The organism is Streptomyces sp. NPDC018000 (assembly GCF_044328025.1).
Taxonomy (GTDB): Bacteria; Actinomycetota; Actinomycetes; order Streptomycetales; family Streptomycetaceae; genus Streptomyces.
The window spans coordinates 203,974-217,050 of sequence record NZ_JBIRGM010000001.1; the positions used below are offsets into that span (position 1 = coordinate 203,974).

Annotated in this window: 13 protein-coding genes; 9 read left to right on the forward strand and 4 right to left on the reverse strand. The window is 68.4% G+C overall.

Going from position 1 to position 13,077, the window contains the following annotated elements; all coding sequences use genetic code 11:
* Positions 1–55: 55 nt before the first annotated feature.
* The 5 genes from rpsM to truA all read left to right on the forward strand — a co-directional run bounded on the left by rpsM (position 56) and on the right by truA (position 3,773).
* A complete protein-coding gene (gene rpsM / locus ACH4EW_RS01055; RefSeq protein ID WP_018519286.1) occupies positions 56–436 on the forward strand; it encodes a 30S ribosomal protein S13 in 381 nt (126 codons plus the stop codon).
* Positions 437–541: 105 nt separating this feature from the next.
* The gene (rpsK, locus tag ACH4EW_RS01060) at positions 542–946 is read left to right on the forward strand and encodes a 30S ribosomal protein S11 (RefSeq protein WP_003956432.1); all 405 of its coding nucleotides are present in this window, start codon (positions 542–544) and stop codon (positions 944–946) included.
* A 122-nt stretch (positions 947–1,068) separates the two neighbouring features.
* Positions 1,069–2,091, forward strand: coding sequence for a DNA-directed RNA polymerase subunit alpha (locus ACH4EW_RS01065; RefSeq protein ID WP_003966937.1), 1,023 nt, complete (start codon positions 1,069–1,071; stop codon positions 2,089–2,091).
* 212 nt (positions 2,092–2,303) lie between these two features.
* Entirely contained in the window at positions 2,304–2,816 is a 513-nt protein-coding gene (rplQ, locus tag ACH4EW_RS01070; RefSeq protein ID WP_398249814.1) for a 50S ribosomal protein L17, read from the forward strand.
* 87 nt (positions 2,817–2,903) lie between these two features.
* The gene (truA, locus tag ACH4EW_RS01075; protein ID WP_398249816.1) at positions 2,904–3,773 is read left to right on the forward strand and encodes a tRNA pseudouridine(38-40) synthase TruA; all 870 of its coding nucleotides are present in this window, start codon (positions 2,904–2,906) and stop codon (positions 3,771–3,773) included.
* A 72-nt stretch (positions 3,774–3,845) separates the two neighbouring features.
* Here the strand turns inward: truA and ACH4EW_RS01080 are convergent, their stop codons facing one another.
* The gene (locus tag ACH4EW_RS01080; protein WP_398249818.1) at positions 3,846–4,700 is read right to left on the reverse strand and encodes a hypothetical protein; all 855 of its coding nucleotides are present in this window, start codon (positions 4,698–4,700) and stop codon (positions 3,846–3,848) included.
* Between the two features lie 58 nt (positions 4,701–4,758).
* On the opposite strand from ACH4EW_RS01080, the gene ACH4EW_RS01085 reads away from it, so the two are divergent.
* From ACH4EW_RS01085 to glmM, 4 genes are all read left to right on the forward strand, one after another.
* Entirely contained in the window at positions 4,759–6,387 is a 1,629-nt protein-coding gene (locus tag ACH4EW_RS01085) for an ABC-F family ATP-binding cassette domain-containing protein (protein WP_398251200.1), read from the forward strand.
* Between the two features lie 326 nt (positions 6,388–6,713).
* Positions 6,714–7,157, forward strand: a complete 444-nt coding sequence (gene rplM / locus ACH4EW_RS01090; RefSeq protein ID WP_398249820.1) for a 50S ribosomal protein L13 — start codon at positions 6,714–6,716, stop codon at positions 7,155–7,157.
* Between the two features lie 44 nt (positions 7,158–7,201).
* A complete protein-coding gene (gene rpsI, locus ACH4EW_RS01095; RefSeq protein ID WP_398249822.1) occupies positions 7,202–7,729 on the forward strand; it encodes a 30S ribosomal protein S9 in 528 nt (175 codons plus the stop codon).
* A gap of 209 nt (positions 7,730–7,938) precedes the next feature.
* Positions 7,939–9,297, forward strand: coding sequence for a phosphoglucosamine mutase (glmM, locus tag ACH4EW_RS01100; RefSeq protein ID WP_398249824.1), 1,359 nt, complete (start codon positions 7,939–7,941; stop codon positions 9,295–9,297).
* Between the two features lie 214 nt (positions 9,298–9,511).
* Here glmM and ACH4EW_RS01105 read toward each other — a convergent pair whose 3' ends face one another.
* The 3 genes from ACH4EW_RS01105 to coaA form a co-directional block, all read right to left on the reverse strand.
* Complete coding sequence (locus ACH4EW_RS01105; RefSeq protein ID WP_398249826.1) at positions 9,512–10,831, reverse strand: YncE family protein; 1,320 nt, start codon at positions 10,829–10,831, stop codon at positions 9,512–9,514.
* A gap of 199 nt (positions 10,832–11,030) precedes the next feature.
* Entirely contained in the window at positions 11,031–11,987 is a 957-nt protein-coding gene (locus ACH4EW_RS01110; RefSeq protein ID WP_398249828.1) for a DUF389 domain-containing protein, read from the reverse strand.
* A gap of 48 nt (positions 11,988–12,035) precedes the next feature.
* Positions 12,036–13,031 (reverse strand): type I pantothenate kinase, encoded by a 996-nt coding sequence (coaA, locus tag ACH4EW_RS01115; protein WP_398249830.1) that lies wholly within the window; start codon positions 13,029–13,031, stop codon positions 12,036–12,038.
* Between the last annotated feature and the right edge of the window lie 46 nt (positions 13,032–13,077).

A 13,077-nucleotide genomic window follows, 5' to 3' on the forward strand; every position in this document is an offset into this window, starting at 1 on the left:
GGCGGTCGGGAGTGGCACTGCGGAAGACCCCCGAAATGACAACTGGAGCCATTGAATGGCACGCGTTTCAGGTGTTGACATCCCGCGCGAAAAGCGCGTGGAGGTTGCCCTCACCTACGTCTTCGGTATCGGGCGCACCCGGTCCAAGGAGATTCTCGCCACCACTGGTGTGAACCCGAACACCCGCGTTCGTGACCTGGCCGAAGAGGACCTGGTCAAGATCCGCGAGTACGTGGACGCCAACCTCCGCACCGAGGGTGACCTCCGTCGCGAGATCCAGGCCGACATCCGCCGCAAGGTCGAGATCGGCTGCTACCAGGGCCTGCGTCACCGCCGCGGTCTGCCGGTCCACGGCCAGCGCACCAGCACGAACGCTCGTACCCGCAAGGGCCCGCGTCGCGCGATCGCCGGTAAGAAGAAGCCGGGCAAGAAGTAGTCCTCAGCGGACGCACTGCGGGCGTCCGGGCCACCGGTCATCCGCAGCAACCAGCGGTCTTCGCTGTAGGACCGATCACCTCCCCTCTCCATCTGGAGTCAAGACATGCCCCCCAAGGGACGTCAGGGCGCAGCCAAGAAGGTGCGTCGCAAGGAAAAGAAGAACGTCGCTCACGGCCACGCGCACATCAAGAGCACGTTCAACAACACGATCGTCTCGATCACGGACCCCTCGGGCAACGTGATCTCCTGGGCCTCTGCCGGCCACGTCGGCTTCAAGGGCTCGCGCAAGTCCACCCCCTTCGCCGCGCAGATGGCCGCCGAGTCGGCCGCCCGCCGCGCGCAGGAGCACGGCATGCGCAAGGTTGACGTCTTTGTCAAGGGTCCGGGCTCCGGCCGCGAGACCGCGATCCGTTCGCTCCAGGCCACCGGCCTGGAGGTCGGCTCGATCCAGGACGTCACCCCCACTCCGCACAACGGATGCCGGCCGCCCAAGCGCCGCCGCGTCTGACGTCTTCGCGGTAGAACAACGCGGGTCCGGGCGGTACGGCCCTCTTCGGGGCGTACCGCCCGTACCCTTGTCAGTATCTGGGGGCGTCAAATAGTGGGCGCCCACGACTGAAGGAACGCAACATGCTTATCGCTCAGCGTCCGTCGCTGACCGAAGAGGTCGTTGACGAGTTCCGCTCCCGGTTCGTCATCGAGCCGCTGGAGCCGGGCTTCGGCTACACCCTCGGCAACTCTCTTCGCCGTACGCTCCTCTCCTCGATCCCCGGCGCTGCTGTCACCAGCATCCGGATCGACGGTGTCCTGCACGAGTTCACCACTGTGCCGGGCGTCAAGGAGGACGTCACCGACCTCATTCTCAACATCAAGCAGCTGGTCGTCTCCTCGGAGCACGACGAGCCGGTCGTGATGTACCTGCGCAAGCAGGGTCCCGGCCTGGTCACCGCTGCTGACATCGCCCCGCCGGCCGGTGTGGAGGTCCACAACCCGGACCTGGTCCTGGCCACGCTGAACGGCAAGGGCAAGCTGGAGATGGAGCTGACCGTCGAGCGCGGTCGCGGCTACGTCTCCGCCGTCCAGAACAAGCAGGTGGGCCAGGAGATCGGCCGTATCCCGGTCGACTCCATCTACTCGCCGGTGCTCAAGGTCACGTACAAGGTCGAGGCGACCCGTGTCGAGCAGCGCACCGACTTCGACAAGCTGATCGTCGACGTCGAGACCAAGCAGGCCATGCGTCCCCGTGACGCCATGGCGTCGGCCGGTAAGACCCTGGTCGAGCTGTTCGGTCTGGCGCGCGAGCTCAACATCGACGCCGAGGGCATCGACATGGGCCCGTCCCCGACGGACGCCGCGCTCGCTGCCGATCTGGCGCTGCCGATCGAGGAGCTTGAGCTCACGGTCCGTTCGTACAACTGCCTCAAGCGTGAGGGCATCCACTCCGTGGGTGAGCTCGTGGCTCGTTCCGAGGCCGACCTGCTCGACATCCGCAACTTCGGTGCGAAGTCGATCGACGAGGTCAAGGCGAAGCTGGCCGGTATGGGCCTGGCGCTCAAGGACAGCCCGCCCGGATTCGACCCGACGGCCGCGGCCGACGCGTTCGGCGCCGACGACGACGCGGACGCCGGTTTCGTGGAGACCGAGCAGTACTGATGCGCCTCCGGCCGGGGCGCCCGGGTCTTCCGGGCGCCCCGGCCGGGGATGCTCTGTCCTCAATCGCCGGGCAGGCTTGATTCCGGCCGATGACTGGCTTCATCTGCCGGATTGATTCCCCGTTCGGCTCTTGATCTTCCGTGTGGCGTCCGCCGCGCGGGAACTGACACCGGTACCTGATACGGCCGGTGCAGCACACAAGGAGAAAAACCATGCCGAAGCCCGCCAAGGGTGCCCGTCTGGGCGGCAGCGCCGCGCACGAGAAGCTTCTTCTCAACAACCTTGCGAAGTCGCTGTTCGAGCACGGCCGCATCACCACGACCGAGGCCAAGGCCCGCCGCCTGCGTCCGGTCGCCGAGCGTTTCATCACCAAGGCGAAGAAGGGCGACATCCACAACCGTCGTCTGGTGCTGCAGTCGATCACGGACAAGGGCGTCGTGCACACGCTCTTCACCGAGATCGCCCCGCGGTACGAGAACCGCCCCGGTGGTTACACCCGCATCACCAAGATCGGCAACCGTCGTGGCGACAACGCCCCGATGGCCGTCATCGAGCTGGTCGAGGCGCTGACCGTGGCCCAGCAGGCCACCGGTGAGGCCGAGGCCGCGACGAAGCGTGCGGTCAAGGAAGACGCCCTCAAGAAGGACGAGGCCGCGGCCGAGTCCGTCGAGGACGCCAAGCCGGCCGAGGCCGACGCGCCCGCCGCGGAAGCCAAGGACGCCTGAGCGTTCTGAGACCACTGGACGGGTCCGCATCACCCTTCGGGGCGGTGCGGGCCCGTTCCGTATGTACTGGCAGAAAAGGATCCTTCGGTGAGTGACGAGGTAGAGCCCGGCTTCGTACGGGTGCGGATGGACCTGGCGTACGACGGCAAGGACTTCTCCGGCTGGGCCAAGCAGACCTCCAGGCGGACCGTCCAGGGGGAGATCGAGGACGCGCTGCGGACCGTGACGCGGTCCTCGCGGACGTACGACCTGACCGTCGCCGGGCGCACCGATGCCGGGGTGCATGCCCGGGGCCAGGTCGCCCATGTGGATCTGCCGGACGAGGTGTGGGCCGAGCACGCGGACAAGCTGCTGCGGCGGATGGCCGGACGGATGGCGCCCGATGTGCGGATCTGGCGGATCGCGGAGGCTCCGGCCGGGTTCAATGCCCGGTTCTCGGCGCTGTGGCGTCGTTACGCGTACCGGGTCTGCGACCGTGCCGGCGGGGTGGATCCGCTGTTGCGCGGTCATGTCCTGTGGCACGACCGCCCGTTGGATGCCGACGCCATGAACGAGGCGGCGGCGCGGATGACCGGCGAGCACGACTTCGCGGCGTACTGCAAGAAGCGTGAGGGCGCCACGACCATCCGCACGCTGCAGAAGCTGAGTTGGGTGCGGGACGAGGCGTCGGGCATCCTGACGGCGACCGTGCAGGCCGACGCGTTCTGCCACAACATGGTGCGGGCGCTGATCGGCGCGGCGCTGTTCGTCGGGGACGGGCGCCGCTCGCCCGAGTGGCCGGCCGGGGTGCTGGCGGCACGGGTGCGGAACCCGGGGGTGCACGTGGTGCGTCCGCATGGCCTGACGCTGGAGGAAGTCGCTTACCCGGCCGACGAGTTGCTGGCCGCCCGGGCCGAGGAGGCGCGCAATGTCCGCACGCTCCCCGGAGCGGACGGCGGCGACGGAGGTTGCTGCTGAGCCCGGGGGCTTTTGTCGTCCTCGGGTTACGACGGGCATTGCGGCGGCGAGCTCTGCGCCCTGCGAACTGCTTCAGCCGGTCGGGGCGGTGGCAGCGGCGGACGCCTGGAGTTCGCCGCGGCGGTGGATCTGACGGAACGTGAAGTCCGTCAGGTCGTTGCCGTTGGCGTAGACGTTCTTGTCGTTCGTGGTGACGTTCCTGCCGTCGGTGAAGCCGCTGATGGAGAAGTAGGCGTAGCGGCCGTAGGAGTTGGCGGTGCGGCGGCAGACCGTGCCGGCGGGGCAGAAGGACGGTATGCCGGCACCGCCGAGTGCGGCGATGCCGCCGGTGGACTGCTGGGCCGCCCGCTTGGCCCGGGCCTCTGTGGGGAAGACGGCGATGCCGACGGTGACGGCGACGCCGTCCTTGCTGTAGGTAGCCCGGATGATCTGCTCGCAGCCGTTGGTGGTGAGGACCGAACCGAGTCCGCTCTTGGTGGGGGCGGCGCAGTTCTCCGTCTGCTGGGTCGCGCCCTTGATGTAGACGCGGTCGCCCATCGTCAGCTTCTTGCCGGGGAAGAACGCGTCGACGGTGATCGGCGCCTTGTCCTTCCGGGCGTCGGAGATGTAGTCCTTCGGGTCCGGCGGAGGCGGCGGCGCCACCGAGGAGAAGGACGGCTCGGGCTCGGCGGTGTTGCTCGGCAGGTCGGCCGGCGCCGGCAGCTCGCTCGCGTTCTTGCCGGAGCCGGTGGGGCTGTTGCCGTTGTTGGCCGAGACGACCGCCGTCGCCACGATGGCTCCGACCGCCGCGGTCGCGAGCACGCCGCCGCCGATCAGCAGCCACTTCTTGCGGCGGCTGCGCGCGGCGGACTCGTCGGCCAGCGCTGCCCAGTCCGGAGTCTGTGTGCCCTCGGGCCCCCAGGAGGGCCCCCCTTGCCCAAAGCTCATGCGGCGAATCCTAGACGGAACATAAACCGGTTGGGCCAGGGCTGCGCGACCCGTGACAATGCTGTGCATGGGACATCTCGAAGCGGGCCATCTGGAGTACTACCTACCGGATGGGCGGGTGCTGCTCGGCGACGCTTCGTTCCGGGTCGCGGACGGGGCCGTGGTCGCCCTCGTGGGGGCGAACGGTGCCGGAAAAACCACGCTGCTGAGGCTGCTCGCCGGGGAGCTCCAGCCGCACGGCGGGTCCGTGTCGGTGAGCGGCGGTCTCGGGGTGATGCAGCAGTTCGTGGGCTCGGTGCGGGACGACCGTACGGTCCGGGATCTGCTGGTCTCCGTCGCCCAGCCCCGTATCCGGGAGGCGGCGCTGGCGGTCGACAAGGCCGAGGAGCTCATCCTCACCGTTGACGACGAGGCCGCGCAGATGAAGTACGCGCAGGCCCTGAGCGACTGGGCGGAGGCCCGCGGGTACGAGGCCGAGACCGTGTGGGACATGTGCACCATGGCCGCACTCGGTGTCCCGTACGAGAAGGCGCAGTGGCGCGAGGTGCGCACGCTGTCCGGCGGTGAGCAGAAGCGGCTGGTGCTGGAGGCGCTGCTGCGCGGACCGGACGAGGTGCTGCTGCTCGACGAACCGGACAACTACCTCGACGTCCCCGGGAAGCGGTGGCTGGAGGGGAAGCTGAAGGAGACCCGTAAGACGGTCCTCTTCGTCTCCCACGACCGGGAGCTGCTGTCCAGGGCCGCCGAGAAGATCGTCAGTGTCGAGCCGAGCCCGGCGGGCAGCGATGTGTGGGTGCACGGCGGCGGTTTCGATACGTACCACCAGGCCCGCAAGGACCGGTTCGCCCGGTTCGAGGAGCTGCTGAGGCGCTGGAACGAGAAGCACGCCCAGCTGAAGAAGCTGGTGCTCAACCTTCGGCAGGCGGCGTCCATCAGTCACGAGCTGGCCTCGCGCTACCAGGCGGCTCAGACCCGGCTGCGGAAGTTCGAGGAGGCCGGGCCCCCGCCGGAGCCGCCGCGCGAGCAGGACATCAAGATGCGGCTGCGCGGCGGGCGGACCGGTGTGCGGGCGGTGACCTGCAAGGGCCTGGAGCTCACCGGGCTGATGAAACCCTTCGACCTGGAGATCTTCTACGGGGAGCGGGTGGCCGTCCTCGGCTCGAACGGCTCCGGGAAGTCGCACTTCCTGCGGCTGCTGGCGGGCGAGCCGGTGGCACACACGGGGGAGTGGAAGCTCGGGGCGCGCGTCGTACCGGGTCACTTCGCGCAGACGCACGCCCATCCCGAGCTGCTGGGCCACACACTCGTCGAGATCCTGTGGACCGAGCACGCCAAGGACCGCGGCGGGGCGATGTCCGTACTGCGGCGGTACGAGCTGGAGCGGCAGGGCGACCAGCCGTTCGAGAAGCTGTCCGGCGGGCAGCAGGCGCGGTTCCAGATCCTGCTCCTGGAGCTGGCCGGCACAACGGCACTGCTGCTGGACGAGCCGACGGACAACCTGGACCTGGAGTCGGCGGAGGCCTTGCAGGACGGGCTGGAGGCGTACGACGGAACCGTGATGGCCGTTACGCACGACCGCTGGTTCGCGAAGTCCTTCGACCGGTATCTGGTGTTCGGCTCGGACGGGGTCGTACGGGAGACGACGGAGCCGGTGTGGGACGAGCGGAGGGTGGAGAGGGCGCGGTGACGCTCCGCGTCCCGGCGGGGGCGCGGGGGACGTGCCAGGACAGGTCGACGGCCCGTTGGTGCTCTGGCCGCACAACGTCTCCGTCTTCACCGATGTGGACGCCGCCGCGGGCTGTTTTGACCCGTGCGGGGGAGCAACGGTAGTCTTCTGGTTTGTTATGCGTATTGGCTTGGTCGTTCTCACGCGAGGGGCCCTTACGCCGGTCCACCGGGCCGATGACCAGCGGCAGGCACTCGGGTTGCGTCCCCGTAGCGCCGCCAAGGCTGGTGCGATCGTCCGGGTGGCCTTGTCAGGACTCACTCACTGAAGAAGCGAAGGCTACGACCGTGCGTACGTACAGCCCCAAGCCCGGCGATGTGACGCGCCAGTGGCACATCATTGACGCGCAGGACATCGTCCTGGGTCGTCTGGCCACCACGGCTGCGAACCTCCTCCGCGGCAAGCACAAGGCGATTTACGCCCCCCACATGGACATGGGCGACTTCGTCATCATCATCAACGCCGAGAAGGTCCACCTCTCCGGCAACAAGAAGACCCAGAAGATGGCGTACCGCCACTCCGGGTTCCCGGGTGGTCTCCGCTCCATCCGTTACGACGAGCTGCTCGACAAGAACCCCGAGAAGGCCGTCGAGAAGGCCATCAAGGGCATGATCCCCAAGAACAGCCTGGGCCGTCAGATGCTCTCGAAGCTCAAGGTCTACGCGGGCGACCAGCACCCGCACGCTGCTCAGCAGCCGGTCCCGTTCGAGATCACCCAGGTCGCGCAGTAGTTCCGGCCTCCCCCTAAGACCAAAAGAAAGATCTGAGGAGAATCGTGGCCGAGACCACTGTTGAGAACCCCGTCGAGGGCACCGAGGGCGAAGAGGTTTTCGCCGAGGTGACCACCTTCGAGTCCGAGGTTCCCGTCGAGGGCGAGTACACCAGCGAGTCGCTGGCTTCCCGCTTCGGCGACCCGCAGCCCGCCGCCGGCCTTGGCCGTCGGAAGAACGCCATCGCCCGCGTCCGGATCGTTCCGGGCACCGGCAAGTGGAAGATCAACGGTCGCACCCTTGAGGACTACTTCCCCAACAAGGTGCACCAGCAGGAAGTCAACGAGCCCTTCAAGGTGCTCGAGCTCGACAACCGCTACGACGTCATCGCCCGCATCTCGGGTGGCGGCGTCTCGGGTCAGGCCGGCGCCCTGCGCCTCGGTGTGGCCCGTGCGCTGAACGAGGCGGACGTGGACAACAACCGCGGCCCGCTGAAGAAGGCCGGCTTCCTCTCCCGCGACGACCGCGCGGTCGAGCGCAAGAAGGCCGGTCTCAAGAAGGCCCGTAAGGCCCCGCAGTACAGCAAGCGCTAAACCGCCTGCTCATCTGCTTTACACGTTCGCCCCGGCGGCACACTTGTGCTGGCCGGGGCGTTCGTCTATCGGCACCCTCGGGCGTATAACGGCATAAGGCATTCATACGCTCGCATACGCAGCGCATCGTTGCTGCGCTGCGCTGCGCTGCGCTGCGTTGGTTTGCTTTGGTCTGGTTTGCGGTTTCGGAGCATTTTCGGAGGACACCAGTGGGACGACTCTTCGGCACAGACGGTGTGCGCGGTGTCGCCAATGCGGATCTGACGGCTGAGCTGGCGCTCGGTCTCTCGGTCGCTGCGGCGCATGTACTTGCCGAGGCGGGCACCTTTGAGGGGCATCGGCCGACAGCGGTGGTGGGACGTGACCCACGTGCGTCCGGAGAGTTCCTGGAGGCCGCCGTCGTGGCAGGCCTCGCCAGCGCGGGCGTGGACGTCCTGCGGGTCGGTGTGCTGCCCACCCCCGCGGTGGCGTACCTCACCGGCGCGCTGGGCGCCGACCTCGGCGTGATGCTCTCCGCCAGCCACAACGCCATGCCGGACAACGGTGTCAAGTTCTTCGCCCGGGGCGGTCACAAGCTCGCCGACGAGCTGGAGGACCGGATCGAGACCGTCTACGAGCAGCACCGCACCGGTGAGCCCTGGGCGCGTCCGACAGGCGCCGGGGTGGGCCGGGTCACCGACTACGCCGAGGGTTTCGACCGGTACGTCGCCCACCTCGTCGCCGTCCTCCCGAACCGGCTCGACGGGCTGAAGGTCGTCCTCGACGAGGCACACGGCGCGGCCTCCAGGGTCTCGCCCGAGGCCTTTGCGCGGGCCGGGGCCGAGGTGATCACGATCGGTGCCGAACCGGACGGTCTGAACATCAACGACGGCTGCGGCTCCACCCACCTGGAGCTCCTGAAGGCCGCCGTCGTCGAGCACGGAGCCGACCTCGGCATCGCGCACGACGGCGACGCCGACCGCTGCCTCGCCGTGGACGCCACGGGCACGGAGGTCGACGGCGACCAGATCCTGGCCGTGCTCGCCCTCGCCATGCGCGAGGCCGGGCAGCTGCGCAAGGACACCGTGGTCGGCACGGTCATGTCCAACCTCGGCTTCAAGATCGCGATGGAGCGGGAGGGCATCCAGCTCGTCCAGACCGCTGTCGGCGACCGTTACGTACTGGAGTCGATGAAGGCCGAGGGCTATGCGCTGGGCGGTGAGCAGTCCGGCCATGTCATCGTCCTGGATCACGCCACGACCGGCGACGGCACGCTGACCGGCCTGATGCTGGCGGCCCGGGTCGCCGTCACCGGCCGTACGCTCGCCGAGCTGGCCGGGGTCATGCAGCGGCTGCCCCAGCTGCTGATCAACGTCCCCGACGTCGACAAGTCAAGGGTCGGCACATCCCCGGAGCTGGCCGCGGCGGTCGCCGAGGCCGAGCGCGAGCTGGGGTCCACCGGGCGCGTACTGCTGCGCCAGTCGGGCACGGAGCCGCTGGTACGGGTCATGGTCGAGGCGGCCGACATCGAGCAGGCAAGGGCGGTTGCCGAGCGGCTGGCCGATGTGGTGAAGTCCGCACTCGGCTAGGGCGTGCAGCGTCACCCGCTCCCGGCCGAACGGCACTTTCGCAACACGCCCTGGAGCGCGACAGCCGGATCACGCCGCGTGATCCGGCTGTCGCGGGTTCGCGCTCGGCTTCGACGGTCAGCGCCCGCTTGCCGCGGGCGGTCGTCCTCGCGCCCCAGGGCGGACCCCTTGAGAGGTGAGGGGAAGCGCCGCGCCCCCCGGTCCGACGATGTCGTTACTTGACGACGGTGACCTCGGCCTCACCGACCGCGGCGGTGTGCTGGGTGTCGCCCGCGTACCGGACGGTGTAGGTGACCTGCCCGGTCGTGCGCGGGCGGTCCTTGAACCGGAAGCTACCGTCCGCAGCGACAGTGAACCGGCCGAGGTCGGCACCAGAAGGGGATTCCGAGTCAGTGCGGGTCACCTCGACCGTCGCAGCGGCGGTGTACGGCTCGTCGGCCCACAGGCTGCCGGTCACCGTCAGCTCCTTGCCCCTGACCGCAGTTGACGGTGCCTGGAGGTTGAGGGTGCTGTCCGTCTTGCCGCCGTCGGGGAAGACGTGCAGGGAGGGGATGACGTCGCCGCCGACAGCGAAGAGGCGGTTGTCGTCCGGCGCCCACGCAAGCCCGTCGCGCTGGGGCTCGGCCCTGTAGTACTCACGCAACCGCGAGAACGAACCTGCACGGAAGGTGCTCAGCGTGGAGTCGGAGGATGCTGTGGCCACCGTGCCGTCGGCGGAGACGGCCACGGCGTTGGGAAAGGCCCAACTGGAGTAGGCGCCGTTGGCCGACAGGTCGGAGATGCGGATGATCTGGTGCTCGGCCGGATTGTTGGCCGCGGTGACGATGTTCTGGCCGTCTGCTGTCACAGCGAAGTCGTTCAGGAAAGAGATCCCGGGGTTCTGGGTGAACAGGCGCTTGGCCTGTTCCTGCAGGCCGGTAGGTGTGACCTCGTAGACCGCGAGCGTGGCGGGGCTGACGCCTTCCTGGCCTGCTACCAGGATGTTCGGATCGGCCGGGGACGGGGCCAGTGACGGTGCGTAGTACCAGGGGGCGCCGGCCGGGTCGAGCGTGGCGACGGGAGCCTCGACGGAGAGGTCGAGCGAGCCGATGCCTCCGCGGCTGTCCACCGCGTAGCCGAACCAGAGCTTCCCGCCGGCCAGAGCCAGGTTTCTGGGCGAGGTGCCCGCACCGGTCGGGTACCTGCCGGTCTCGGCCAGCGTGCTGGTGCTGACCGTTGCTATCGCACCGGCCGACGACAGGGCAACGTAGAGCTCGCTGGAATCGGCAGAGAGCGCAAGCCCCGTGGCTCCGTCCTCGGCCGTGATGTGCTTGACGACCGTTCCGTCGTAATCCGTGACGACAATGCTGCCGCCTTCCGGGTCACTGATGAACACCCGGTCGAGTACACCGTCAACAACGATGTCCCCGAACGAACTTACGGGCAGCTGCGTACTGCTGTCCGCTACCGCGGGCGCTGCCGCAACGCCGAACAAAGAGACAGAACCTGCGACTACAGCCAGTGCGGTGAGCACGGCAGAACTTCTGAAACGCATGCCTCGCGCCTTCCAAGTGGACACGCTGACCGGGGAGTTCCCGTCAGCCGCACGAACACTAGGACAGGCCACTGACAACGAGGCGGCACAGCTTCGTACCTGGGTCTGCCCTGCCGTTCACCGCTGAGCTCGTCACCTTGTGGACGCCCGTGCAGTCTCGACGGACAGGTTGGTCACCGGTACCGAGGGCCTGTTCGCGCTATTCGCCGGACGGGTTCGTCACATAGCCCGTCCGGCGGCGGTGCGCCGCCCACAGGGCCCTCTGGACCAGCAGCGTCAGCGTTCCGGCGGCCACGATCCCGCCGAGGTTCGCCAGCAGCTGGGCCACCGAGCCCCACATCTGGCCGTAGTCGCTGTAGCTGAACGCCACCGCCGCATTGGCGGCGGCCGGCACGGTGGTCACCGAGATGGCGACCCCGATCAGCGCCCCCGACTTCGCCGAGGTGAGCGAGAGCGTCCCGGCGATCCCGGCCAGGAACGCCACCACGAACGACATCGCGTCCGGCTTCCAGATGAACGCCGTGTTGAGCCGGCCGGCCTCGATCATCGAACGGGTGAACAGCCCGAGGCCGTCCATCAGCCAGGCGAACCCGACGGTCAGCATCATCGCGACGGCGAAGCCGCCGATCAGCGCCACCAGCGACCGCCACACCAGCCGCGGAGCGCGCTGCACCAGGGCCGTGGAGATCCCGGCCAGCGGCCCGAACTCGGGGCCGACGGCCATCGCGCCCACGATCAGGATCGCGTTGTCGAGCATCACACCGCAGGCGGCGAGCATCGTCGCGACCGCGAGGAACGCCACATAGGTGACGGTGAACGTCGACTCCTCGTGGGTCGCCTCCGTCAGCTCCTCCCACAGCACCGCGTCCGCGCCCTCACCCGGCGCCTCCTCCTCGGCCTTGTCGGCGTGTGCGGAGAGCGTCAGGTCCATGTTCTCGACGGTGATCGAACCGGATTTGTCGATACCGAGCCCGCGCAGTGAACTGATCAGTTCGTCGCCCGCCTCGCGGGCCACATCGCACAGCACCACGTCACCCGCCGGGTAGCGGGCGACCCCGGGCATCACCACGAGATGCGTCGTACCGATGGTGCTCTCCAGCAGGTGCACCACCTCGTCCGTTTGGTCGGCGGGGACGATCAGGCGCAGATGCAGCACGCGACGGGCTCCTCGGTGAAGGTGGCAGATGAAGGCGCGGCGGAGCGTTCAGAGCTTGCGCAGGGACAGCCGCTGGACCTTGTGGTCCGACCCCTTGCGCAGCACCAGAGTGGCACGGCCCCGGGTGGGCGCGACGTTCTCCACCAGATTTGGCTTGTTGATCGTCCGCCACATCGTCGCCGCGTACTCCATCGCCTCTTCCTCGGAGACCTGGGTGTACTTGCGGAAGTACGAGAACGGGTTCTGGAACGCCGTCTCGCGCAGCTTCCGGAACCGGTTGAGATACCAGGTCTCGATGTCCTCGGTCCGCGCGTCCACGTACACACTGAAGTCGAAGTAGTCGGCGAGCCCGACCCTGGTCCGTCCGTCCTTGCCGGGCATCGCGGGCTGCAGCACGTTCAGGCCCTCGACGATCAGGATGTCGGGACGGCGGACGGTGAGCCGCTCGCCCGGCACGATGTCGTAGATCAGATGCGAGTAGACGGGCGCCGTCACCTCGTCCTTGCCGGCCTTGATGTCGGCGACGAAACGGGTCAGGGCCCGCCGGTCGTACGACTCGGGGAACCCCTTGCGCGACGTCAGCCCGCGCGCCCGGAGCTCTTTCATCGGCAGCAGGAACCCGTCCGTGGTCACCAGCTCGACGCGCGGGTGTTCCGGCCACCGGGCCAGCAGCGCCTGGAGGATGCGGGCGGTGGTGGATTTGCCGACCGCGACACTGCCCGCGACTCCTATGACGAACGGGGTGCCGCGCTGCGCACCGTGCCCGTTGCCCGCGTCCCCGAGAAAGGTGTTCAGTGCGCCGCGCAGGCCCGAGGTGGCCTGGACGTACAGGTTGAGGAGCCGGGAGAGCGGCAGGTAGACGTCCCGAACCTCGTCGAGGTCGATGACGTCCCCGAGCCCGCGCAACTGCTCCACCTCTTCGGCGGTCAGCGGCAACGGTGTCTTGTCGCGCAGAGCGCTCCACTCGGCGCGTGACAGATCGACGTACGGCGTCGCCGCGTGCTCGGCGCGTCGGTGGGTGCTCCGTGGCGGCGAAGTGATCACAGCCTCATTGTTGCGGGAGTTCGAACGGAGTGGGGGGTGGGCTCGG